At 61.7% G+C, this 21786-nt stretch carries 26 protein-coding genes; 12 read left to right on the forward strand and 14 right to left on the reverse strand.

Going from position 1 to position 21786, the window contains the following annotated elements:
* Nucleotides 1–17 precede the first annotated feature (17 nt).
* On the reverse strand, nt 18–809 hold the full coding sequence (locus K3819_RS25695) for a YfaP family protein (protein ID WP_221398182.1): 792 nt from the start codon (nt 807–809) through the stop codon (nt 18–20).
* A gap of 276 nt (nt 810–1085) precedes the next feature.
* Between K3819_RS25695 and K3819_RS25700 the strand changes: the two genes are divergently transcribed.
* The 5 genes from K3819_RS25700 to K3819_RS25720 all read left to right on the forward strand — a co-directional run bounded on the left by K3819_RS25700 (nt 1086) and on the right by K3819_RS25720 (nt 7462).
* Nucleotides 1086–2231, forward strand: a complete 1146-nt coding sequence (locus K3819_RS25700) for a Fic family protein (RefSeq protein ID WP_221398183.1) — start codon at nt 1086–1088, stop codon at nt 2229–2231.
* A gap of 79 nt (nt 2232–2310) precedes the next feature.
* Nucleotides 2311–2553: an exodeoxyribonuclease VII small subunit gene (locus tag K3819_RS25705; RefSeq protein ID WP_007894317.1), complete on the forward strand. Its 243-nt coding sequence runs from the start codon at nt 2311–2313 to the stop codon at nt 2551–2553.
* Nucleotides 2550–3437 carry a (2E,6E)-farnesyl diphosphate synthase gene (ispA, locus tag K3819_RS25710; protein ID WP_064599720.1) on the forward strand — a complete coding sequence of 296 codons (888 nt, stop codon included), beginning with the start codon at nt 2550–2552 and terminating at the stop codon, nt 3435–3437. The genes K3819_RS25705 and ispA overlap by 4 nt, the downstream gene beginning before the upstream one ends.
* 91 nt (nt 3438–3528) lie before the next feature.
* Nucleotides 3529–5427 carry a 1-deoxy-D-xylulose-5-phosphate synthase gene (dxs, locus tag K3819_RS25715; protein WP_221398184.1) on the forward strand — a complete coding sequence of 633 codons (1899 nt, stop codon included), beginning with the start codon at nt 3529–3531 and terminating at the stop codon, nt 5425–5427.
* A 151-nt stretch (nt 5428–5578) separates the two neighbouring features.
* The gene (locus K3819_RS25720; RefSeq protein ID WP_221398185.1) at nt 5579–7462 is read left to right on the forward strand and encodes a TonB-dependent receptor domain-containing protein; all 1884 of its coding nucleotides are present in this window, start codon (nt 5579–5581) and stop codon (nt 7460–7462) included.
* A 111-nt stretch (nt 7463–7573) separates the two neighbouring features.
* Here the strand turns inward: K3819_RS25720 and K3819_RS25725 are convergent, their stop codons facing one another.
* The 12 genes from K3819_RS25725 to nrdR all read right to left on the reverse strand — a co-directional run bounded on the left by K3819_RS25725 (nt 7574) and on the right by nrdR (nt 16279).
* On the reverse strand, nt 7574–8374 hold the full coding sequence (locus tag K3819_RS25725) for a cobalamin-binding protein (RefSeq protein ID WP_085613372.1): 801 nt from the start codon (nt 8372–8374) through the stop codon (nt 7574–7576).
* Entirely contained in the window at nt 8374–8793 is a 420-nt protein-coding gene (locus tag K3819_RS25730; RefSeq protein ID WP_064382213.1) for a hypothetical protein, read from the reverse strand. Before K3819_RS25730 ends, K3819_RS25725 begins: the two co-directional genes overlap by 1 nt.
* Nucleotides 8790–9407, reverse strand: coding sequence for a GTP cyclohydrolase II (gene ribA / locus K3819_RS25735; protein ID WP_007955551.1), 618 nt, complete (start codon nt 9405–9407; stop codon nt 8790–8792). The genes K3819_RS25730 and ribA overlap by 4 nt, the downstream gene beginning before the upstream one ends.
* A 132-nt stretch (nt 9408–9539) precedes the next feature.
* The gene (locus tag K3819_RS25740; RefSeq protein WP_064599730.1) at nt 9540–10265 is read right to left on the reverse strand and encodes an ABC transporter substrate-binding protein; all 726 of its coding nucleotides are present in this window, start codon (nt 10263–10265) and stop codon (nt 9540–9542) included.
* 28 nt (nt 10266–10293) lie between these two features.
* Nucleotides 10294–10797 (reverse strand): phosphatidylglycerophosphatase A, encoded by a 504-nt coding sequence (locus K3819_RS25745; RefSeq protein WP_007910933.1) that lies wholly within the window; start codon nt 10795–10797, stop codon nt 10294–10296.
* Nucleotides 10794–11759, reverse strand: coding sequence for a thiamine-phosphate kinase (thiL, locus tag K3819_RS25750; RefSeq protein WP_221398186.1), 966 nt, complete (start codon nt 11757–11759; stop codon nt 10794–10796). The genes K3819_RS25745 and thiL overlap by 4 nt, the downstream gene beginning before the upstream one ends.
* Nucleotides 11760–11786: 27 nt before the next feature.
* Nucleotides 11787–12287: a transcription antitermination factor NusB gene (nusB, locus tag K3819_RS25755; protein WP_024014489.1), complete on the reverse strand. Its 501-nt coding sequence runs from the start codon at nt 12285–12287 to the stop codon at nt 11787–11789.
* Nucleotides 12284–12760, reverse strand: coding sequence for a 6,7-dimethyl-8-ribityllumazine synthase (gene ribE, locus K3819_RS25760; protein ID WP_003228649.1), 477 nt, complete (start codon nt 12758–12760; stop codon nt 12284–12286). Before ribE ends, nusB begins: the two co-directional genes overlap by 4 nt.
* Before the next feature lie 91 nt (nt 12761–12851).
* A complete protein-coding gene (gene ribBA / locus K3819_RS25765; RefSeq protein ID WP_039771922.1) occupies nt 12852–13943 on the reverse strand; it encodes a bifunctional 3,4-dihydroxy-2-butanone-4-phosphate synthase/GTP cyclohydrolase II in 1092 nt (363 codons plus the stop codon).
* 16 nt (nt 13944–13959) lie between these two features.
* Complete coding sequence (locus K3819_RS25770) at nt 13960–14637, reverse strand: riboflavin synthase (RefSeq protein ID WP_064599735.1); 678 nt, start codon at nt 14635–14637, stop codon at nt 13960–13962.
* 47 nt (nt 14638–14684) lie between these two features.
* Nucleotides 14685–15818, reverse strand: a complete 1134-nt coding sequence (gene ribD, locus K3819_RS25775) for a bifunctional diaminohydroxyphosphoribosylaminopyrimidine deaminase/5-amino-6-(5-phosphoribosylamino)uracil reductase RibD (RefSeq protein WP_085613369.1) — start codon at nt 15816–15818, stop codon at nt 14685–14687.
* Complete coding sequence (gene nrdR, locus K3819_RS25780) at nt 15815–16279, reverse strand: transcriptional regulator NrdR (protein ID WP_003228656.1); 465 nt, start codon at nt 16277–16279, stop codon at nt 15815–15817. The genes ribD and nrdR overlap by 4 nt, the downstream gene beginning before the upstream one ends.
* A gap of 128 nt (nt 16280–16407) precedes the next feature.
* Here nrdR and K3819_RS25785 point away from each other — a divergent pair, with 128 nt between their 5' ends.
* From K3819_RS25785 to trxA, 3 genes are read left to right on the forward strand one after another with little or no spacing between them, the layout of a single operon-like run.
* A complete protein-coding gene (locus tag K3819_RS25785) occupies nt 16408–16872 on the forward strand; it encodes a YbaY family lipoprotein (RefSeq protein ID WP_011336139.1) in 465 nt (154 codons plus the stop codon).
* Nucleotides 16869–17525 (forward strand): methyltransferase, encoded by a 657-nt coding sequence (locus tag K3819_RS25790; RefSeq protein ID WP_064382218.1) that lies wholly within the window; start codon nt 16869–16871, stop codon nt 17523–17525. The genes K3819_RS25785 and K3819_RS25790 overlap by 4 nt, the downstream gene beginning before the upstream one ends.
* 39 nt (nt 17526–17564) lie before the next feature.
* The gene (gene trxA / locus K3819_RS25795; protein ID WP_007955581.1) at nt 17565–18437 is read left to right on the forward strand and encodes a thioredoxin; all 873 of its coding nucleotides are present in this window, start codon (nt 17565–17567) and stop codon (nt 18435–18437) included.
* A gap of 4 nt (nt 18438–18441) precedes the next feature.
* On the opposite strand, the gene K3819_RS25800 is transcribed toward trxA, so the two are convergent.
* Complete coding sequence (locus K3819_RS25800; RefSeq protein WP_085613367.1) at nt 18442–18801, reverse strand: hypothetical protein; 360 nt, start codon at nt 18799–18801, stop codon at nt 18442–18444.
* Between the two features lie 124 nt (nt 18802–18925).
* Between K3819_RS25800 and K3819_RS29555 the strand changes: the two genes are divergently transcribed.
* The 4 genes from K3819_RS29555 to K3819_RS25825 all read left to right on the forward strand — a co-directional run bounded on the left by K3819_RS29555 (nt 18926) and on the right by K3819_RS25825 (nt 21776).
* Entirely contained in the window at nt 18926–19507 is a 582-nt protein-coding gene (locus K3819_RS29555) for a PAAR domain-containing protein (protein WP_256575427.1), read from the forward strand.
* On the forward strand, nt 19504–20463 hold the full coding sequence (locus tag K3819_RS25815; protein WP_085613366.1) for a CHAP domain-containing protein: 960 nt from the start codon (nt 19504–19506) through the stop codon (nt 20461–20463). The genes K3819_RS29555 and K3819_RS25815 overlap by 4 nt, the downstream gene beginning before the upstream one ends.
* On the forward strand, nt 20460–21026 hold the full coding sequence (locus K3819_RS25820) for a hypothetical protein (protein ID WP_085613365.1): 567 nt from the start codon (nt 20460–20462) through the stop codon (nt 21024–21026). Before K3819_RS25815 ends, K3819_RS25820 begins: the two co-directional genes overlap by 4 nt.
* Nucleotides 21027–21182: 156 nt before the next feature.
* Nucleotides 21183–21776: a DUF2796 domain-containing protein gene (locus K3819_RS25825; RefSeq protein WP_085613364.1), complete on the forward strand. Its 594-nt coding sequence runs from the start codon at nt 21183–21185 to the stop codon at nt 21774–21776.
* Nucleotides 21777–21786 lie beyond the last annotated feature (10 nt).

Here is a 21786-nt window from a genome sequence, read left to right on the forward strand (position 1 = left end):
CATCCGTGGCGGGATGCTTAATAGTTGAAAGTCTTGACCAGCAGCAGATCACCGATGGCCCGCAGGGGCACGATGAACGTTTCGCGTTTTTCGTCGACGGTGTTTTCGTTGAGCACCAGCGTGATCTGCGAGGTGATCACCTCGTTCTGGTTGCTGGTCTCCTCGAAGTTATAGCCGCCGTTACCGAAGTTGCCCCAATAGTTGACGTAAACCAGATAGGTACCGTGCAGCGGCGCGGTCATGGTGAACATTTCCGGGCCGAGGCCGTCGACACCGTCCGGATCGAGGCCGCCGCCGTTGCTCATCGCCGGACGCGCCCAGAAGGCGTGCTGGCCGTCAGGCGTAATGACGTGCAGGTCGAGTTCGGCTTTAGGGTCGTCCCAACCGAGCACCACGCGGATCCGCGCCGGCGTGCGCAAATTGTTGGCTTCGTAGAATTGAACGCGCTTGAGCGGCTGGCCGTCGGCGCTGATCACTTCGACGCTGTTGGAGCCGGCGCCGAACGCATACGGCCGGGCGAAACGCCCATCGTCGTCGGTGTACAGATTCAGTGGATTGCCATTCACTGCCAGGCTGTGGGGCGGACGCAGATGCCCGATCGCCTTGAGCTGGCCCTGAATCATCGTGCGATTGCGCTGGATGCCGCGATCGATCGGCGGCGTGGGATAGGCGACTTGCGGGTTTTCCGTGCGATCAAGCAGCCCGTGATAGCGCCAGCCGCCAACCGGCTCCGACAGCTCCGCACTCGGCGCTGCCAGCAGCGCGGGCGCGCAGGCCAACCCGATCAGCAGCAAAAGAAGTGAACGCATGTGATGCCTCCTGCCATGCCTGACGAAACCTTGCACCCGATCCTCGGTACTTCACAGCGGTGAAAACTGCGTTTCGTCTGAAAGACCCGTGACTGTCGGGTCGTAGAAGGCGCGAAGGTTAGCGATTCGGCAGTTTTTTAACAATCGGATACATCTGCTTTTGCGGTGGGAATCACGGCGTTCAGTGGACGATGAGCCGAATAGGCGTCATATTCGGCTCACGAAATGAGCCGAATAGCGTTTCTATTCGGCTCACGCACTCAGGAACGGCATTTCATGGCAACTCACTGGATCTGGCAGCAGCCCGATTGGCCCGACTTCAACTGGCAGGCAGAGCGTCTCACTGCGCTGTTGCGCGAATGCGTTCAGGCGCAGGGACAATTGATGGGCATGGCGCGATCAGTGGGCAATTCACTGAGCGCTCAGACTGAGCTGGACGCGTTGCTGCAGAACATCGTGACCTCCTCGGCCATCGAGGGGGAGCAGTTGAATGTTGAATCCGTGCGCTCTTCATTGGCTCGACGCCTGGGGCTGGAATCACCGGATGGTGACAAAGTCAGCAAGCGCAGCGAGGGGCTTGCGCAACTGATGCTCGATGCCACTCAACGTTTTGCCGAACCGCTGACGCTGGAACGATTGCTGGAATGGCATTCATGGCTGTTTCCAGAACAGGAGAGTGGTTTCCTTTCGCGAGCAATCAGTGTCGGTGCATTACGCGGCGATGAGCCTATGCAGGTGGTTTCCGGGCGAATCGACCGCTCGACCGTGCATTTCGAGGCGCCACCGCGACAAGGGCTTGAGCGACAACTCGACAGTTTTCTCAAATGGTTCGACGCCAGTCAGCATCAGGCCGGCCTCGATCCTTTGCTGCGAGCAGGCATCGCGCACTTCTGGTTCGTCACCTTGCACCCGTTCGATGACGGCAACGGCCGTCTTACCCGCACCCTCACCGATCTGGCACTGGCCCAGGGCGAAGCGCAGGCGATTCGTTTTTATGCGATGTCGGCCAGCATTCTCGACGACCGTGCGGGCTATTACCGGATTCTCGAATCCAGCCAGAAAGCCACGCTGGACATCACCGACTGGCTCGCATGGTTCCTGCAAACCCTGCTTCGCAGCCTGCAACAGGCCATCGCGCGGATTGAAGGCGTGGTGGGCAAGTCGCGCTTCTGGCAAACGCACCGCGAATCCGAGCTGTCGGTGGAGCAGATCAAAGTGCTCAATCGCCTGCTCGACGGAGGTGAACGTGGTTTCGAGCACGGTATCAGTGCGGCGCAGTATCAGGCCGTGGCAAAAGTCTCCAAGGCGACGGCGACCCGACATCTGGTGGATCTGCTGGAAAAGGGTTGTCTCGAACGCCTGCCCGGCGGTGGGCGCAGCACGCGCTATCAGATCAGTTTTCCAGGCAAATCCGCAGGGTGATGCAACCCCCGCTCATTTGCCCATACCCCCCCTATCTGCTAGTGTCGCGCCGGTTTAACGTCAACCGGAATTAGCCGCCATGGCCCGCAAAAAAGCTGCACTGGATTTCGAACAGTCCCTCGCCGACCTGCAAACGCTGGTGGAGCGTCTGGAGAACGGTGAATTGTCGCTGGAAGACTCGCTGACCGCTTTCGAGCAAGGCATCGGCCTGACCCGTGACTGCCAGGCGGCGCTGGCCCAGGCCGAGCAGAAGGTCCAGGTGTTGCTGGAGCGCGATGGCGAACTCGCCGAGGAACCCTTCGACGCGGATCAGCCAGAATGATTGCAGCGTATTCGGCCACCAGCCAGGCGCGGGTTAACGCGGCACTGGAAACCCTGTTCAACGCCCCGCTGCCAGAACTGGCGCGCCTTTATGAAGCCATGCGCTATAGCGTGATGAACGGCGGCAAACGCGTGCGTCCGCTGCTGGCGTACGCGGCGTGCGAAGCCCTCGGCGGCAAGGCCGAACAGGCCAACGGCGCGGCGTGTGCGGTTGAGCTGATCCACGCGTATTCGCTGGTACACGACGATTTGCCGGCGATGGACGACGACGATCTGCGTCGCGGCCAGCCGACCACTCACAAGAAATTTGACGAAGCTTGCGCGATCCTGGCCGGCGACGGCTTGCAGAGCCTGGCGTTCAGCGCCCTGCTCGACCCGCGCCTGAGCGACCTGAGCGCGGACATCCGCCTGCAACAGGTCACAGCGCTGGCGCACGCGGCAGGCCCGGCCGGCATGGTCGGCGGTCAGGCCATCGACCTCGGTTCGGTCGGCCTCAAGCTTGATCAGAAAGCGCTGGAACAGATGCACCGGCACAAGACCGGCGCGCTGATCGAAGTCAGCGTCAAGCTCGGCGCCCTGGCCAGCGGCCGTGCCGAGAAGGATGAACTGAAGTCCCTGCAGACTTATGCACAGGCCATCGGGCTGGCATTCCAGGTCCAGGACGACATTCTCGACGTCGAAAGCGATACCGAAACCCTCGGCAAACGCCAGGGCGCCGACATTGCCCGTGACAAGCCAACTTACCCGGCCCTGCTCGGCCTCGACGCGGCCAAGGCTTACGCGCTGGAACTGCGCGATCAGGCCCTGCACGCGCTGCGACCGTTTGACGCGGCTGCCGAGCCGTTGCGCGATCTGGCCCGGTATATCGTCGACCGGCGCAACTGAAGGCTTATCTGCCAAAAAAGACCAACGCGTGGGCAGGGGGCGATGCATCAGGTAAACTGCCGCATCTTTTATACCTATAACGATTCGCCTGATGCCCACGACGTTTCATGAGATTCCCCGCAAGCGCCCGACCACGCCCCTGCTCGACCGCGCGAACACGCCGGACGGCCTGCGCCGGTTAGGCGAAGCCGAGCTGGAAACCCTGGCTGATGAGTTGCGCCTGGAATTGCTCTACACGGTCGGCCAGACCGGTGGGCATTTCGGTGCCGGCCTGGGCGTCATCGAGCTGACCATCGCGTTGCATTACGTCTTCGACACCCCGGACGACCGGCTGGTGTGGGACGTCGGTCATCAGGCCTATCCGCACAAGATCCTCACCGGTCGTCGCGAGCGCATGGAGTCTTTGCGCCAGAAGGACGGCATCGCCGCCTTCCCGCGCCGCTCCGAGAGCGAGTACGACACCTTTGGTGTCGGCCACTCCAGCACCTCGATCAGTGCCGCGCTGGGCATGGCCATCGCCGCCCGCCTGCAGAACAGTGATCGCAAGGCGATTGCGGTGATCGGCGACGGTGCACTGACCGCCGGCATGGCGTTCGAGGCGCTGAACCATGCGCCGGAAGTCGACGCCAACATGCTGGTGATCCTCAACGACAACGACATGTCGATCTCGCGCAACGTCGGCGGGCTGTCGAACTATCTGGCGAAGATCCTTTCCAGCCGCACTTACGCGAGCATGCGTGAGGGCAGCAAGAAAGTGCTGTCGCGCCTGCCCGGCGCCTGGGAAATCGCCCGCCGCACCGAAGAATACGCAAAAGGCATGCTGGTCCCCGGCACCCTGTTCGAAGAACTGGGCTGGAACTACATCGGCCCGATCGATGGCCACGACCTGCCGACCCTGATCGCCACCCTGCGCAACATGCGCGATCTGAAAGGCCCGCAGTTCCTGCACATCGTCACCAAGAAAGGCAAAGGCTTCGCCCCGGCGGAAGTCGACCCGATCGGTTACCACGCCATCACCAAACTCGAACCGCTGGACGCCCCGGCCGCTGCGCCGAAAAAGGCCGGCGGGCCGAAGTATTCCGGCGTGTTCGGTGAATGGCTGTGCGACATGGCCGCTGCCGACCCGCGCTTGGTGGGCATCACCCCGGCGATGAAGGAAGGCTCGGATCTGGTGGCGTTCAGCGAGCGTTTCCCGCTGCGCTACTTCGACGTGGCGATCGCCGAGCAACACGCCGTGACCCTCGCCGCCGGCATGGCTTGCGAAGGCGCGAAACCGGTAGTGGCGATCTACTCGACGTTCCTGCAACGCGGTTACGACCAGTTGGTGCATGACGTCGCGGTGCAGAACCTCGATGTGCTGTTCGCCATCGACCGCGCCGGTCTGGTGGGCGAAGACGGCCCGACCCACGCCGGCAGCTTCGACCTGTCATTCCTGCGCTGCATCCCGGGCATGGTCATCATGACCCCGAGCGACGAAAACGAACTGCGCAAGATGCTCACCACCGGCCACCTGTACAACGGCCCGGCGGCGGTGCGTTACCCGCGCGGCACCGGCCCGAACGCGACCATCGAAAAAGACCTCGAACCGATCGAGATCGGCAAGGGTGTGGTGCGTCGCCAAGGCAGCAAGGTCGCCTTGCTGGTGTTCGGCGTGCAAATGGCCGAAGCCCTGAAAGTGGCCGAGACGCTGGACGCGACCGTGGTCGACATGCGTTTCGTCAAGCCGATGGACGAAGCGCTGGTGCGCGAGATTGCCAACAGCCACGATCTGCTGGTGACCATCGAAGAAAACGCGATCATGGGCGGCGCCGGTGGCGCGGTCAGTGAATTCCTCGCCCGCGAGAACATCCTCAAGTCGGTGCTGCACCTGGGCTTGCCGGACGTTTATGTCGAGCACGCCAAACCGGCGCAGATGCTGGCCGAATGCGGGCTGGATGAAGTGGGGATCGAAGCGGCGGTGCGTGAGCGCCTGGAACTGCTTAACCGCTAGCTCGCTGGATACACGCAAAACCCCATGTGGGAGCGGGCTTGCTCGCGAAAGCGTCGGATCAGTCGATGATGAGTTGACTGACACTCCGCCTTCGCGAGCAAGCCCGCTCCCACATTTGATTTGTGAACACTTCAAGTGCCAACGGACTCCGATGAACCTCTCGCGTCTCGCCCTGCCCTTCCTGCTGCTGCCAACCGCCAACGCCCTCGCCGACACCTTCGAACGCGACCAGGCCCTGAAGCTGCCGGACGTGCTGATCAGCGCCAACCGCCAGGTCGAAGCGCGCAACGACAGTAGCGCTGCCAATACGGTTTTCACCCGCGAAGACATCGAGCGCCTGCAACCCCGTAGCGTCACCGATCTGCTGCAGCGGGTGCCAGGCGTGCAAGTCGCGCAGACCGGCGGACGCGGCAGCCTGCCAGGGGTCTACATTCGCGGCACGCAATCGGCGCAAAGCCTGGTGCTGGTCGACGGCCAGCGCATCGGCAACTCGACGTCCGGCGACAGCAACCTGCAACACCTCAACATCGAACAGATCGAGCGGGTCGAAGTGCTGCGCGGTTCGCGCTCGGTGATCTACGGCAGCGATGCGATTGGCGGGGTGATTCAGATCTTCACCCGGCGCGGCGGCGAACAGGGCTTGCAGCCGCGGATGCATGTGGGCTTCGGCAGCCACCAGACCTGGGAGCGCAGTGTCGGTCTGTCCGGTGGCGATGAAAAAACCCGCTTCAACCTCGGCGCCAGTCTCGATGAAACCGCCGGGATCGACCGCACCCACGCGTCGTATCCCAGCGACAGCGACCACGACGCCTATCGCAACAAATCCATCAGCCTGAGCCTCAGCCATGCGCTGACCGATGACATCGAAGTCGGCGCCAACCTGCTGGATAACCGGGGCAAAAGCGAGTTCGACAACCCGTTCGGCCGCTTCGACCCGGTGACTTTCGACTCCCTCCAGCAGCAGCCCTACAGCGATTTCACCGTCAGCAGTTTCAGCAGCTACATCGACGCTCGGCTCAACGAGCGCTGGAAGTCGCGCTTGGAACTCGGCCACAGCGAAAACCGCGAGAAGTCCTTCGACAAACTCAGCGACGAACGCTCGGTATTCAACACCTACCGCGACTCGGTGACCTGGCAGAACGACCTGACCCTCGATGCGCGCAACAGCCTGATCCTTGGCGGCGACTGGTACGAAGACCGGATCAACAGCAGCACCGCGTTCGACGAAGACAGCCGCTGGAACCGCGCCGCGTTCATACAGCATCGCTTCCAGGCCGACAGCTTCTCCACCGAACTCGGCCTGCGTCGCGATGACAATCAGCAGTTCGGCGGCCAGAACAGCTGGAGCGGCACATTGACGTTGCCGGTCAACCCGGACAACGATCTGCTGCTCAGCTACAGCGAAGGCTTTCGCGCGCCGACCTTCAACGATCTGTATTACCCGGATTTCAGCAACCCCGACCTGAAACCGGAAACCTCGAAAAGCTACGAGCTGCAATGGCGCAGCCAGTTGAGCGACAGCACTCGCCTCGAGGCCTCGTTGTATCGGACCGATCTGGAAGACGCGATCATCTTCGGCAGCAACTCACGCCCGGAAAACGTCGCCTCGGCGCGAATCAACGGCTTCGAAGCAGCGCTGAAACAGGAGCTGTTCGGCTGGCAGAGCAACCTCGGCGTGGCGATCATCGATCCCCGCGACCGCGACACCGGCCACACCCTGGCACGTCGTGCCCGTCGCACCTTGAGCTGGGATCTGGATCGACAGTTTGATCGCCTTGGCCTCGGCGCCAGTTGGCAGGCCGTCAGCAGTAGCTACGACGACCTGAACAATCAGCAACCACTGGGCGGTTATGCGCTGCTCGGACTGCGCAGCAACTGGGCGCTGAACCGCGAGATCAAGCTGGATTTCAAGGTCGACAACCTGCTGGACAAGGGTTACAGCCGGGCGCTGTACAGCCATGACGGCAGTCAGTATGGCTATCGCGAGGAAGGTCGGGCGTTCATGTTCGGCGTGACCTGGACACCGCTACTCTGATCCAGAATTTGCGCTGCATTGACTGACCTCTTCGCGAGCAAGCCCGCTCCCACAGGGGAAACGCATTCCAAATGTGGGAGCGGGCTTGCTCGCGAAGAATTCACCTCGGTCTCAGCGGTCTGGCGCGATCAACTTGCAGAGCTTGGCGGTGGCTTCGATCATCTGCCCGCTCGGGCGCTCCAGACCTTTGTCGGTGACCAGCAGCAACTGCCCGTGCTTGACCGCTGTCACCTGTGGCCAGGCGTTCCACGCATCCAGTTGCGGCTGATCGCCAGCCAGAATCACTTCGGGATCACGCTGTAAAACCGCTTCGATGCTCACCTGCGGCGCCGGCAGCCTCAGGTCGGCAAACACATTGCGTGCGCCGCACACTTCAAGCGCATCGCTGATGATCTGTCCGCCACCGACGGTGTACAGCGGCTTGTCCCAGACCTGGTAGAACGCCCGCAGCGGCGCTTCCCGCCGGTAGCGCTGGCGCAGCTCATCGAGGTTGCGCCGTAGCTCGGCGGCCCGTTCAACCCCACGCTCCGGGCGACCCAGCTGTGTCGCGATGGCTTCAATCTGCGCGGTCAGTTGCTCGAGACTGTGGGGCTCGGCAACAAAAGTCGGGATGTTCAGGCGCTTGAGCTGATCGCGTTGAGCCGGACCGACACTGCCAGGCCACAACAGCAACAAGTCAGGTTTGAGGCTCAGCAGCCGTTCCATGTCGAGCTGGCCATAACGGCCCACCGAAGGCACGTCCTTGATCGCGGATGGCCGCTCACCGGCATCCAGCACGCCGACCAGCAGATCGGCCGAATCCAGTTCGACAACGATTTCAGACAGGGATGGCGCGAGGCTGACCACCCGCAGAGCGGCCAGCGCCTCAGCGCTGACGGCCAGCAGCAGAACCGCCAGCCAGAGACGACGCATCAGGCGAGTTGACGCGGGATACGGTAGAGGTAGAACAGCACCGCCGTGGACAGCGCCAGCAACATCAGCGGCACCGCTTCAAGGCCGACGAACACCGCCAGCGCACCAATCCATGCCGGCAGTGCCGCGACCACGAATGCACTGCGAAGGCAGGCCGCCAGGGCGATCCAGGCAGCGGGCTCTTCAGGGGTATCGAGGGCTTTTTGCGTGGCGATCAGCGCATGTTTGTAGCGCCCGAAAAACTTCAGGCTGACAAACATCGAGGCCACGCCAGCGATAAAGAAAGGCATCGCCAGCACCGGCAGAATTGCCTCGCCCTGGCCGAACACAGCGTTGATCACGAACAGCGGCACCAGCGCCAGCGCCAGGTATTTCCACCAGGCGATCGACAGACGGCGCCGCACTTGCCCGCGGGTCACGCCCGGTCTACCTCGCCCTGATGCTCGTTACCCATCATGTGGTCGAGCTTGCTGGCCTTGGTCGCCAGATAGAGTTTGTTGTGCGGGTTGTGGCCGGTGTGCAGCGGCACGCGCTCGGCGACGACAATGCCCATGTCGGTCAAGGCTTTGACCTTGCGCGGGTTATTGGTCATCAGGCGCAGGGATTTGACGCCCAGATGCTCGAGCATCGGCAGGCACATGGCGTAGTCACGCTGGTCGGCGGCAAAGCCCAGACGCTCGTTGGCTTCAACGGTATCGGCGCCGCCGTCCTGCAATTCGTAGGCACGGATCTTGTTCAAAAGACCGATGCCGCGCCCTTCCTGACGCAGGTACAGCAGCACACCACGGCCTTCGCGAGCGATGGCCTTGAGGGCGCCTTCCAGTTGCGAGCCGCAGTCGCAACGCTGGCTGAACAAGGCATCGCCGGTCAGGCATTCGGAGTGCAGACGGCCGAGTACCGGGGCACCGTCGGCAATCTCGCCCAGGCTCAGCACGACGTGCTCGCGGCCGGTGGCTTCATCGAGAAAACCGTGCATGGTGAATTGCGCAAAAGGCGTTGGCAGCTTGGAAGCGGCGACAAAAACGACAGGCACCGGTGTGCTCCTGATCTGAAAAGTCCGAGATTCGCTGGGCGGCATTGTAACAGCAGGTTCCTACAGGCGCTTAGGCTGAATTATCGGGGATAACTATCAAAAAGTTTGATGACAGGCTCGTCGCTATCGCCTTTACTCGAACGGATACGGCTGCTTCCAGCGCTCGAAGATCGGCTTCAACTCGCCGCTTTTCACCAGTTGCTCCATGCGCTGGTCGTAGATCGACATCAGCGCCCGGCCTTGCGGGGTGTCGGCGAAGCCGAGGTACAGCGGCAACTCTGCCAGATGCGAATAACGGTACGGCGAAGGATCGGCGGCGTTTCGCAGCACCGCTTCGATTTCCGTCAGCGCATCGATGTAGTAATCCGCCCGCCCCTGCTTGAGCATCGACAGGATCCCGGTGCGGCGCTCGATCTGGTTGAATCGTTTGACGTTCGGCAGATAGGTTTCGTAGCGATAGCCGCGCACCCAGGCCAGTCGGTACTTGCCCAGGGTCGCCTGGGTCGGCGAAGGATTGCTGGCCAGGCCGAGCGCGTAGATGTGGTCGGAATCGAAATTCCATTTCGGGTACAGCACCTGCTCGGCTTCGCCGCGATAGGAACCGACCAGTGCATCGACTTCCTTCAGTTGTACCAGCCCCACCGAACGAGTGTAGGGCACGGTGCGAATATCCAGGGTCACGCCGGCCGGCTCGAACACTTTGCGCAACACATCCCAGGCCAGGCCATGGCCGTCGGCGGCGGTGTAGTCTTCCCAGTCTTCGCTGGCCAGGTGAATGACCGACGGCGATGCGTCCTGTGCCTGGGCCACGGCACCAAGCAAGGTCAAAACCACTATCGCCAACCAGCGTCGAGTCATCCCTGCGTCCCTCCTCCACGCCCGGAAATCAGGCGAAAATCCACACCAGTCCCTGCATCGCCAGCCAGGCAAACACGCCGGCCAGCACGTCGTCGAGCATGATGCCGACGCCGCCGTGAACATGCCGGTCGATCCAGCGGATCGGCCACGGTTTGAGAATGTCGAAGAAGCGGAACACCAGGAACCCGGCGAGCAACCAGTACCAGCCTTCCGGCACCAGCCACAGGGTGATCCACATCCCGACCATTTCGTCCCAGACGATGCCCTCGTGGTCGTGCACCCGCAGATCGTCGGCCACTTTGCCGCACAGCCAGAAGCCGAACAACATGGTGATCCCGAGCATCAGCCAGTAACCCCAGTCCGGCAGCATCTGCCACAACGGGATAAAGGGTAGCGCAACTAACGAGCCCCAAGTGCCCGGCGCCTTGGGCAAGGTGCCCGAGCCAAAGCCGAACGCGAGGAAATGCCAGGGATTGCGCCAGACCGACGGCGGAACGAATTCGGCCGGAACCTGTTTCGGGTGATCTGTCACGGTGACTCCTGAAAATGTTGATAACCCCGGATTTGCGGGGTGATGTCGTGCCCGTCGCGATCCAGCAACACTACGCCCTGCCCTTGCGTCACGCGGCCGATCACATGGATCGACCAGCCATCGGCGAGCAGCGCCGGCCACTCGACGGCCGGCAGGGTGAAGGCCAGCACGTAGTCATCGCCACCGCTCAACGCCGCACGTTCGGCGCCGCGCTGACCGAGAAACGCCACCAGCGCCTCCGACAACGGAACGCGCTCGCGCTCGACTTCGAGGCGGACCTTCGAGGCCAATGCGATGTGACCGCAATCGGCGAGCAGCCCATCGGAGATGTCCAGCGCCGAAGTGGCCTTGCCACGCAGGGCCTGACCGAGAGCGAGTTGCGGTTGCGGCGACCAGTAATGATCAAGCAGCGGCTGGGCAATGTGAGGCTCGGCGTCACGCTGACCCAGCACCAGCGGCAAGGCCCCGGCGGCATTGCCCAACTCACCGCCGACACACAGCAGATCGCCCGGCTGCGCGCCGCTGCGGGTCAGCGCTTTACCGACCGGGACGCGACCGAACACGGTGACGGTCAGGCTCAACGGCCCGCGGGTCGTGTCGCCGCCGACCAGTGCCACGCCGCAGTCCTGCGCCATGCGGTTCAAACCGCGGGCATAGGCTTGCAGCCAATCGGCGGTCACCGTCGGCAAGGTCAGGGCAAGGGTAAAGGCGACGGGCGTGGCGCCCATGGCAGCGAGGTCGCTGACCGCCACGGCCAGCGAGCGCTGACCGAGCAGAAACGGATCGCAGGGATCGGCGAAATGCACGCCGGCCACCAGCGTATCGGTGGAAACCGCCAGCTGTTCCCCGGAAGGGACCGCCAGCAAGGCGCAGTCGTCACCGATCCCCAGTGCAACGCCTTCGCCGCCCTGCGCACAAGGCGCGGCGGCGAAGAAATTGCGGATCAGCTCAAACTCGCCCATGGCTGAGAAAAAGTATTCAAGCGCGGATCAGCGCTTGAACGCCTTCACTTCAGCTTCACGCAGGCGCGGAGCCAGCTTGTCGAGCACGCCGTTGACGAACTTGTGGCCGTCGGTCGAACCGAACACCTTGGCCAGCTCGATACCTTCGTTGATCACAACGCGGTACGGCACGTCGACGCGCTTGAGCAGTTCCCAGGTGGACAGGCGCAGAACCGCCAGTTCAACCGGGTCCAGCTCTTCGATCGCCAGGTCCAGGCAAGGCGTGAGCGCGGTGTCGATTTCAGTCTTGAACTGCGGAACCCCGTGGAGGATTTCGCGGAAGTAAGCACCGTCGACATCGGTGAAATCGTTATCGACCCGGAACTGCGCTTCGATCTCGTTCAACGATTGCCGAGCCATGTGCCATTGATACAGGGCCTGGGTCGCGAGCTGACGGGCTTCGCGGCGCTTGGCGCTCTTCGATGGCTTGCCGGCATCCGCAGGTTTCGGATCGCGCGGGTTGAAACGATCGCTTTCGTCGCTAATCACTTGGCCTCCAACTGCGCCAGCAGGCTGACCATTTCCAGAGCGGACAGGGCAGCTTCAGCACCTTTGTTGCCGGCCTTGGTGCCGGAACGTTCGATGGCTTGCTCGATGGAATCAACGGTCAGGACGCCGAAAGCGACCGGTACGCCGAATTCCATGGACACCTGGGCCAGACCCTTGGTGCACTCGCCCGCCACGTATTCGAAGTGCGGAGTACCGCCACGAATGACCGCGCCCAGGGCGATGATTGCTGCGAACTCGCCTTTCTGGGCGACTTTCTGCGCAACCAGCGGGATTTCGAAGGCGCCAGGTGCGCGGATGATGGTGATGTCGCTTTCGCTCACGCCGTGGCGAACCAGGGCATCAACTGCACCGCTGACCAGGCTTTCAACCACGAAGCTGTTGAAGCGGCCCACTACCAAAGCGTAGCGGCCTTTAGGGGCGATGAAGGTACCTTCGATGGTCTTCAGGGTCATTCGTCAGATCTCTTAAAGAGCCGGGACGCGTCTGTTTCGCGTCCCTCAGTGATTTATTTGCCGCGAATACAGGGCCGGAAACAACCGGTCATTATTCGGAGGGCACGTATTCTACAACTTCCAGATCGAAACCGGATATCGCATTAAATTTCATTGGCGCGCTCATCAAACGCATTTTGCGCACACCGAGGTCACGCAGGATCTGCGAACCGGCACCGACAATGCTGTAGGTGGTCGGTTTTTTCGGTGCGGCCTGATCGCCGGTTTCGCGGATGTGCGCCAGCAACACGTCGCCATCCAGTGGATGACCGAGCAACAGCACCACACCGCTGCCGGCCTCGGCAACCGCAGCCATGGCGGCGCGCAGACTCCAGCGGCCCGGTTGCTTGACCATCAGCAGGTCGCGCAGCGGGTCCATGTTGTGCACGCGAACCAGGGTCGGCTCTTCGGCGCAAACGGTGCCCAGGGTCAGTGCCATGTGCACGTCGCCTTCCACGGAATCACGATAGGTCACCAGGTTGAATTGGCCCAGTTCGCTGTCCAGCGGCTGCTCGGCAATCCGCTGAACGGTACGTTCGTGGATCATCCGGTAGTGAATCAGGTCGGCGATGGTGCCGATCTTGATGTTGTGTTCCGCGGCGAAGGCTTCCAGCTCGGCGCGACGGGACATGGTGCCGTCATCGTTCATCACTTCGCAGATCACGCCGCTCGGCTCAAAACCGGCCATGCGCGCCAGGTCGCAGGCGGCTTCGGTGTGGCCGGCGCGCGCCAGGGTGCCACCGGCCTGGGCCATCAGCGGAAAAATGTGGCCCGGGCTGACGATGTCTTCGGCCTTGGCGTCTTTCGCGGCGGCCGCTTGCACGGTGCGCGCACGGTCAGCGGCGGAAATGCCGGTGGTCACGCCTTCGGCCGCTTCGATCGAAACGGTGAACTTGGTGCCGAAACCGGAACCGTTGCGTGGCGCCATCAGCGGCAGCTTCAGGGTTTCGCAGCGCTCGCGGCTCATCGGCATGCAGATCAGGCCACGGGCGTATTTGGCCATGAAGTTGATGTGCTCGGCCTTGCAGCATTCGGCGGCCATGATCAGGTCGCCTTCGTTCTCGCGGTCTTCGTCATCCATGAGGATGACCATCTTGCCTTGGCGGATGTCTTCAACCAGTTCTTCGATGCTATTGAGCGCCACAAGGCACCCCCTTCAGTCAGGATTTGAGGTAGCCGTTGGCGGCCAGAAAGCTTTCAGTGATGCCACCGCCAAGCTTTTGTGAAGAGTCAGGCTCAGCGGCCCTGTCGCCCAGAAGCAGACGCTCCAGATAACGCGCCAGCAGGTCGACTTCCAGGTTCACCCGGCGACCTGGCTTGTAGGACGCCATGATGGTTTCGCTCAGGGTGTGCGGGATGATCGTCAGCAGGAACTCGGCGCCATCGACCGCGTTCACCGTCAGGCTGGTGCCGTCGACGGTGATCGAGCCTTTGTGGGCGATGTACTTGGCCAGCTCTTTCGGCGCGCGGATGCGAAATTCCACGGCGCGGGCATTGTCACTGCGCGAAACCACTTCGCCGACACCGTCGACATGACCGCTGACCAGATGACCGCCGAGACGGGTGGTCGGGGTCAGGGCTTTTTCCAGGTTGACCGGGCTACCGCTTTTCAGGTCATTCATGGCGGTGCAGTCGAGGGTTTCGCGACTGACATCGGCGGCGAAGCCGTTGCCCGGCAGTTCAACCGCAGTCAGGCACACGCCGTTGACCGCGATGCTGTCGCCGAGTTTGACGTCGCTCAGGTCGAGCTTGCCGGTTTCGACATGCACCCGCACATCACCGCCCTTTGGGGTCAGTGCGCGGATACTGCCGATGGATTCGATGATGCCGGTAAACATGGGGTTCTCCTTGAGAACGAAGCCAGCGCTAACGCGATGGCCGGGAATTATACGCTCGCCGATGGGACAGGGATGGCAGTGACTCGCCAGTCATCGCCAACCGCGCGAATTTCAGTGATTTTCAGCTCCGGCGCATCCTTCATACAGGCCAGCGGCCAGTCCAGAAGCGGACGCGCCGTGGAGCCGAGGAACTTGCCGGCGATGAAGATCACAAACTCGTCGACCAGTCCGAGCTGGGCAAACGCGCCGGCCAGTCGCGGGCCGGCCTCGACCAGCACTTCGTTGACGCCACGGTTGGTGAGTTCGACCAGCAACTGGTGCAGATCGACCTGACCGTCATCGCCCGGCACGATCAGGCATTCCGGACCGTGGGCGTACTGTTCTTCAATGGCCACGCAGGTGGCGACCAGCGCCGGGCCGGCCTTGAAGAACGGCGCATCCAGCGGCACCCGCAGACGCCCGTCGATCAATACCCGCAGCGGCGGGCGGCTCAGGGCCAGTGCGGTTTGTTCGGCATCCAGCCCCAGCTCATCGCCGCGAACGGTCAGGCGTGCGCCATCGGCCAGCACCGTGTCGGCGCCGGTCAGCACCACGCTGGCCTGGGCGCGCAGACGCTGCACCGCCGAACGCGCGGCAGGGCCGGTGATCCATTGGCTCTCGCCGCTTTCCATCGCCGTACGACCGTCGAGGCTCATGGCCAACTTGACCCGCACGAACGGCAAGCCGTGTTCCATGCGCTTCAGAAAACCTTGATTGAGCTTGCGCGCCTCAGCTTCCAGCACGCCGCTTTCGGTGGCGATGCCGGCATCGGTCAAGCGCTGCAGACCGCGTCCGGCGACTTGAGGATTGGGATCACGCATCGCCGCGACCACCCGGCCAACACCGGCATTCACCAGCGCATCGGCGCACGGCGGCGTACGGCCGTGGTGGCTGCAAGGTTCGAGGGTCACGTAAGCCGTGGCGCCCCGGGCCCGTTCACCGGCGGCGCGCAGGGCGTGGACTTCGGCGTGGGGTTCGCCGGCCCGCTCATGCCAGCCTTCGCCGACAATTTGCCCGTCGCGCACGATCACGCAGCCGACCCGTGGATTGGGGTGAGTCGTGTAATGCCCCTTGCGCGCCAACTCCAGGGCCCGGGCCATGAAGTGAGCGTCGAGGATGGCCTGCTCGGCGGCAGTGGTCATTCTTTCACCGGTTCGCGGGCGAGGCGGTCGATCTCTTCGCGGAATTCGTTGAGGTCCTGGAAGCGGCGGTACACGGAAGCGAAACGGATGTAGGCGACTTCATCGAGCTTTTGCAGCTCGGCCATCACCAGTTCGCCGACCACGAGGGACTTGACCTCGCGCTCGCCGGTGGCGCGCAGCTTGTGCTTGATATGGACCAGCGAGGATTCGAGGCGCTCGACGCTCACCGGACGTTTCTCCAGGGCGCGTTGCATGCCGGCGCGGAGTTTTTCTTCGTCGAACGGTTGGCGGCTGCCGTCGGTTTTGATCAGGCGCGGCAACACCAGTTCGGCCGTCTCGAACGTCGTGAAACGTTCGCCGCAGGCCAGGCATTCACGCCGGCGGCGCACCTGTTCGCCCTCGGCGACCAGACGCGAGTCGATGACCTTGGTGTCGTTGGCACCGCAGAAGGGACAGTGCATGGTGGCTGGCAACAAAAAAAGGGAGGGCCATGGTAGCGCATCCCGGTGGCAAGACAAGCCATAGGCTTTGCGGTATACAGACTGCCATGATCGTTTGATCCATGGATTTCATTTTGCTGGAGCCACCAATGTCCCTACGACCGCTCGTTTTGCTCAGTGTTTTCAGCCTGCTGGTGGCCTGTGGCAGCGACGCGCCCAAGCCTCAGCCGCCCACGCCGGGCCCGGCGCCGCAACAGGCGCAGAAAAAAGCCCGGGAAGCCGCCGACCTCGGCCCGCTGCCCGCGTATCAACGCGAACTGAGCGGCACCCTGCAAGGCGTGCCGGCCGGCGCCGAAGTCGAACTGGCGCTGCTGGTGATCGACGAAAAGGATCGTCCGCAACAATTGCTCGCCAGTTCCAGCCTGATCGGCAACAACCAGATTCTGCCGTTTCACCTGCGTTTCAACCCCGAATCCTTCCCGGTTGGCGCGCGGGTTGAATTGCGCGGCCGCGCCAGCCAGTCCGGCCAGTTGATCCTGCACCTGCCGTCGCAGACCATCACTCAGCCAACCACCCAGGCGCTGGGCCAGCTGCAATTTGTCAAAGCCCCATGAATGCCCCGTCAGACCTGCAACAGTCGCTGGGCGAGTTGCTCGGCGACGCGCGACTGAAAGCCTGCACATTGCCGGACACCGATTTGCAGCTGTGGCTGATCGATGGCGACAACATGGCGCGTGAATTCAGCCAGGAAGAAACCCAACGCATCCTGCATGAACCGCCGTACTGGAGTTTCTGCTGGGCCAGCGGTCTGGCGGTGGCGCGCTATCTGGCAGAGTTTCCCGAGTGGGTGCGGGGCAAACGGGTGCTGGATTTCGGCGCCGGTTCCGGGATCGCCGGCATCGCGGCGGTGAAGGCCGGCGCGCTGGAAGTGGTGGCCTGCGACCTTGACCCGCTGGCGATTGCCGCCTGTCGGGCGAATGCCGAACTCAATGATGTGCAAATGAGCTATTCCACGGACTTCTTCGCCGAGGCCGATCGCTTCGATCTGATCCTGGTGGCCGACGTGCTCTACGACCGGGAAAACCTGCCGCTGCTCGACGCCTTCCTGAGCCGTGGCCGCGAAGCGCTGGTGGCGGATTCACGGGTCAGGGATTTCCGTCATCCGCTGTACCGACGCATCGAAATGCTCGAAGCCATGACCCTGCCGGATCTGGCCGAGCCGGAAGAGTTTCGCCATGTCAGCCTCTACCATGCGGCCCGCGCCTGACCGTATAGTTGCCCCATTCACGCTTTTACGAGATACCCCATGAGTCAGCAAACGCCGTACATCTTCGACGCCACGACGGCCGACTTCGACCAGTCGGTGATCGAGGCTTCCTTCCAAAAACCGGTGCTGGTGGATTTCTGGGCCGAATGGTGCGCGCCGTGCAAGGCGCTGATGCCGATGCTGCAAGGGATCGCCGAGAGCTATCAGGGCGAGTTGCTGCTGGCCAAAGTCAATTGCGATATCGAGCAGGACATCGTCGCCCGCTTCGGCATCCGCAGCCTGCCGACCGTGGTGCTGTTCAAGGACGGTCAACCGGTAGACGGCTTTGCCGGCGCGCAACCGGAATCCGCCGTGCGCGCCCTGCTCGAACCCCATGTACAGATGCCCGCGCCGTCGGCTGCCGATCCATTCGAACAGGCTCAGGCACTGTTTGACGAGGGCCGCTACGCCGACGCGGAAGCGACATTGGTCACGCTGCTGGGCGAAGACAATACCAACGCCAAGGCGTTGATTCTCTACGCTCGCTGCCTGACCGAACGCGGTGAACTGGGCGAAGCGCAAACCGTGCTCGACGCGGTCAAGAGCGATGAGCACAAAGCCGCGCTGGCTGGCGCCAAGGCGCAGATCAAGTTCCTCGGACTGGCCCGTGACCTGCCGGATGCTGCCGACCTGAAAAGCCGTCTGGCGCAGAACCCGCAGGACGATGAAGCGGTGTATCAACTGGCAATCCAGCAACTGGCCCGCCAGCAATACGAAGCGGCGCTGGACGCGCTGCTCAAGCTGTTCATCCGCAACCGCAGCTACGGCGAAGGTCTGCCGCACAAGACCTTGCTGCAAGTGTTCGAACTGCTGGGTAACGATCACCCGCTGGTGACCGCTTACCGGCGCAAGGTGTTCGCCGCGCTGTACTAACCCCTTACTCGATCCAGCTGTAGAGCGGCGTATCGCCGCCGCTCGCCACCTTCACATCGGATGAATGACGCAGGCGCACCAGCAAGCGCTTGCCCGCCGCTGCGCTGCCGGTCAGCCCTTCGAGCTGATCCAGCAGATCCGGGCCGCTGAGCTGCCCGGCCTTGCGCAAAAGATCCCTCGCGACCTGCCACAACGCGTCATCCTGATTCACCGGTTTCGCCACCGGCGCCGCCGCTGCTGCTTGCGGCTGGGCCGTCTGCACCTGCACGCCAAACTGCGCACCGAGCCGCGCCCAGTCGCTTTCATCCAGTTCCAGGGTCAAATCCACCGGCAACTCGCCGACGGTTCCGCGTATCCGCAACATAAGCTTTCTCCCGCACATTTCTGATCTGCATGCTCCCATGGGACTTGTGTAACGCCAAGTGTCAGGAGCTGGCGACGTTTACCTTATCGGCTACATTTCTTCTTTTTTCATGGGAAGGAACCCCATGTCTTCAGGAAGAAAACTGGCGTCGAAGGGAGGCCCTACCTCTACAGGTGGTGTGATTCTCGAAGGAAACGAAAACCTGCGTATAGAAGGCGAAATCATCGCCTCGATCGGACAACTTGCCAGTTGCCCTGCGTGCAGTGCTGGCCAGGGAGCGATCGTCGCCGTTGGCGAAAGAACGCTGATCCTGCCTGCCGGCCCGGCTGCACTGGAGGGTGACTACGTCGCCTGCGGCTGCCCGCCCATGGCCAACAAACTGCTCACCCAGCAACACAGCGGTTTCGCCGGCATAGGCCGCCCGGCCCCCATCGATATGGGCCCACCCATTGCCGCCCTGGCTTCGCATCGTTATCTGCAAGTCATCATCGAACGCTTGGACGACACCCGGAAACCGGGACTTGCCTACAAACTCAAGGACAAGAAAAAGGCGGCCATTCTGCAGGACAGTACCTGCACTGCCACAGGTGAAGGTTGCGAACACCAGGTCGAGAACCCTGAGGACTACGACACTCTCCTGATTGGTGAAGATGCCGAATGGACGTTCTATTCCTATGAAGAACCGTTGAAACAGGACGCGTCATGAAATCGAAAATCAAACTTGCCTTTAAGGATTTTCTGATGCAGCCCCCCAAGGGCGTGCAGTTTCAATTGCTGATCAACGAACAACTCGTTGATGGCAATATCGTCCAGAAAAAAGACACACCAACTACCTACACTTTTTTTTCGGATAAAGGACAAACAACCGTCATCCGCGATGAAGAAAAAAAGGTATCGACGATAAAGAGCCGCGATAGCTATGAGATCACGTTGCAGATCATCGGAGGCAGCGGAGTAACGAAAGCGATTCACAAGGCCACTCTGAATCAGGGCAAATTGCTGACCATCGTGGCCGTTTCACCTTGGGTGAAGGTGCCTTTGTCCAACAGCGGAGCCGTCACCGGTGATACGTTTTACGAGGTGGAATACGGGGTGAAACGTCAGAACAAGACCAATACGGTGAGGGTTTTCATTCAGGATCTGCCGCGAAAAATCTTGCTGGAGGCACTTTCTCACCGAAACTCCACAGCATGGGCAGGCAACAGAAGCAAAAAATCCTTGCCTCATAGAACCGCCGATGAATCAAGCAAGAGCGTGGAATTCCCCGCCAATACCAACAAATGCAACTTGTTCGTTTATGACGTGCTGACAGCTGTCGGAATCAACGTAGCGCTGATCGAACACGGCAAGTCGAAGTACATTTGGGGATACTCAAAAGTCAGTCCACCACTTGCCGGAGAGTGGGCCGACGAGAATCGATTACTTAAAAGCTGGAGCGTGCAACGCTCCGCGCTGCCCGGTGACATAGGTGCGTATGCTGTCAACTATTCGGACGCCAGCGGCCATGTCGGCTTCGTGCTTTCCCAAGGTGTCTGCATATCCGCCAGCTGGGAAAAAATCGAAGTCAACGATGTCGGCTTCCGACGGGCGTCCGGCAACGCCATTGATAGCGATCATGACTTCACCATTTTTCGACGATACAAATACAGCACACCACAATGAAACGACTGCTCTGGATACTCCTCGCCATTCCACTCCTGCTGATCATGGCGTGGCGACTTTGGTCGCCCGCCGACCTGTCGACCTGTACCTCCGGAGCATCCACAGCCGGATCACTGACAGCGTTCATACGGGACTACTTCGAGCGCAATGATCGTGTCGACTGGCGCGAACTGGATGATCGATTCGATGTGCTATCGACACCTGAAGGACAGAAAATCGCCAGCCAACCCCAAGCACATGTCTGTGAAGCGATACAGCTTCTGCAAAGCCCTGCGTTCAGCCAGAGTGAAAAAATCTTCACCACAGCATTGATGTTCCAGTTGCCGATCAAACAGTACATGGGATTCATGGACAACGGCCATCTGCTCTATACCCAAGGCAGGATTGATCGCGACGTAATGATCCTGATTCTTCAACCCCGCGGCACAGCAATCAATTACTGGTGGCTGCCGGCATGGCGTGAACGCTTCCACCGTGATGCGCCGAAGTTGCTGGACACCGGATTGATCACTCAAGTGTTATCGGGTCGTTATTGGTTCGACTATCCCGGTAGCGGATTCTGAAGCACTTCACCTCTCGCTGATCTACGCACCGTCCGGACCGAGCTCCGGGCGGTGCGCAGCCACACCTTGCGCAAAACGTGTCAGGCGGGCAAACTCTGCGCACTTTCGTTATAAGATTACATAACAAACTCTTCACTTTACTTCCCGGAGACCGCCATGCGTCGTCTGCTGCTCGCTTTGCCGTTTGCCCTGTTGCCGCTGGCCATCGCCCAGGCTGCCGATGAGCATGATCACGACCATGAGCACGGCAGCCTCGCTGCCCACGAACATGGCGTTGGACGCCTGAACGCGGCGCTCGACGGCCAGACCCTGGAGCTGGAGCTGGAAAGCCCGGCGATGAACCTTGTGGGTTTTGAACACGTCGCCACCAGCGATGCCGACAAGGCCAAGGTCGCCGCCGCTCGCGCTCAGCTGGAAAAACCGCTGGCGCTGTTCAGCCTGCCGGCCGCCGCCGGTTGCAAAGTCACCAGCCAGGAGCTGGAAAGCCCGCTGTTCGGCGACAAGCCGGATGCCGACGACCACGACGAAGAGGAGGCCGGCAAGGACGGTCACGAGCATCATCACGACCACAGCGAAATCCACGCCCACTACCAGTTCAGCTGTGCGGCACCGGGTGCGTTGAAAACCCTGGATCTGGCGAACCTGTTCACTACCTTCCCGGCCACCCAGAAAATTCAGGTACAACTGATCAGCCCGAGCGGCCAGCAAGGCACGGAAGTGACGGCCAAGGCCGCCGCCCTGAAGTTCTGACACGAAACGG

Source organism: Pseudomonas sp. 3-2 (assembly GCF_019710535.1).
GTDB lineage: Bacteria > Pseudomonadota > Gammaproteobacteria > Pseudomonadales > Pseudomonadaceae > Aquipseudomonas > Aquipseudomonas pharyngis.

Bases quoted from the DNA above. Each gene is read 5' to 3' on its own strand.
- thiL (WP_221398186.1), bottom strand. From the start codon at position 11,759: ATGGGCGAGTTTGAGCTGATCCGCAATTTCTTCGCCGCCGCGCCTTGT.
- K3819_RS25825 (WP_085613364.1), top strand. From the start codon at position 21,183: ATGCGTCGTCTGCTGCTCGCTTTGCCGTTTGCCCTGTTGCCGCTGGCC.
- K3819_RS25740 (WP_064599730.1), bottom strand. From the start codon at position 10,265: ATGACTCGACGCTGGTTGGCGATAGTGGTTTTGACCTTGCTTGGTGCC.
- ribD (WP_085613369.1), bottom strand. From the start codon at position 15,818: ATGACCACTGCCGCCGAGCAGGCCATCCTCGACGCTCACTTCATGGCC.
- ispA (WP_064599720.1), top strand. From the start codon at position 2,550: ATGATTGCAGCGTATTCGGCCACCAGCCAGGCGCGGGTTAACGCGGCA.
- ribE (WP_003228649.1), bottom strand. From the start codon at position 12,760: ATGACCCTGAAGACCATCGAAGGTACCTTCATCGCCCCTAAAGGCCGC.
- K3819_RS25785 (WP_011336139.1), top strand. From the start codon at position 16,408: ATGTCCCTACGACCGCTCGTTTTGCTCAGTGTTTTCAGCCTGCTGGTG.
- K3819_RS25820 (WP_085613365.1), top strand. From the start codon at position 20,460: ATGAAACGACTGCTCTGGATACTCCTCGCCATTCCACTCCTGCTGATC.
- K3819_RS25815 (WP_085613366.1), top strand. From the start codon at position 19,504: ATGAAATCGAAAATCAAACTTGCCTTTAAGGATTTTCTGATGCAGCCC.
- K3819_RS25720 (WP_221398185.1), top strand. From the start codon at position 5,579: ATGAACCTCTCGCGTCTCGCCCTGCCCTTCCTGCTGCTGCCAACCGCC.
- K3819_RS25790 (WP_064382218.1), top strand. From the start codon at position 16,869: ATGAATGCCCCGTCAGACCTGCAACAGTCGCTGGGCGAGTTGCTCGGC.
- K3819_RS25695 (WP_221398182.1), bottom strand. From the start codon at position 809: ATGCGTTCACTTCTTTTGCTGCTGATCGGGTTGGCCTGCGCGCCCGCG.
- K3819_RS25800 (WP_085613367.1), bottom strand. From the start codon at position 18,801: ATGTTGCGGATACGCGGAACCGTCGGCGAGTTGCCGGTGGATTTGACC.
- K3819_RS25725 (WP_085613372.1), bottom strand. From the start codon at position 8,374: ATGCGTCGTCTCTGGCTGGCGGTTCTGCTGCTGGCCGTCAGCGCTGAG.
- K3819_RS25705 (WP_007894317.1), top strand. From the start codon at position 2,311: ATGGCCCGCAAAAAAGCTGCACTGGATTTCGAACAGTCCCTCGCCGAC.
- trxA (WP_007955581.1), top strand. From the start codon at position 17,565: ATGAGTCAGCAAACGCCGTACATCTTCGACGCCACGACGGCCGACTTC.
- dxs (WP_221398184.1), top strand. From the start codon at position 3,529: ATGCCCACGACGTTTCATGAGATTCCCCGCAAGCGCCCGACCACGCCC.
- K3819_RS25700 (WP_221398183.1), top strand. From the start codon at position 1,086: ATGGCAACTCACTGGATCTGGCAGCAGCCCGATTGGCCCGACTTCAAC.
- nrdR (WP_003228656.1), bottom strand. From the start codon at position 16,279: ATGCACTGTCCCTTCTGCGGTGCCAACGACACCAAGGTCATCGACTCG.
- K3819_RS25770 (WP_064599735.1), bottom strand. From the start codon at position 14,637: ATGTTTACCGGCATCATCGAATCCATCGGCAGTATCCGCGCACTGACC.
- K3819_RS29555 (WP_256575427.1), top strand. From the start codon at position 18,926: ATGTCTTCAGGAAGAAAACTGGCGTCGAAGGGAGGCCCTACCTCTACA.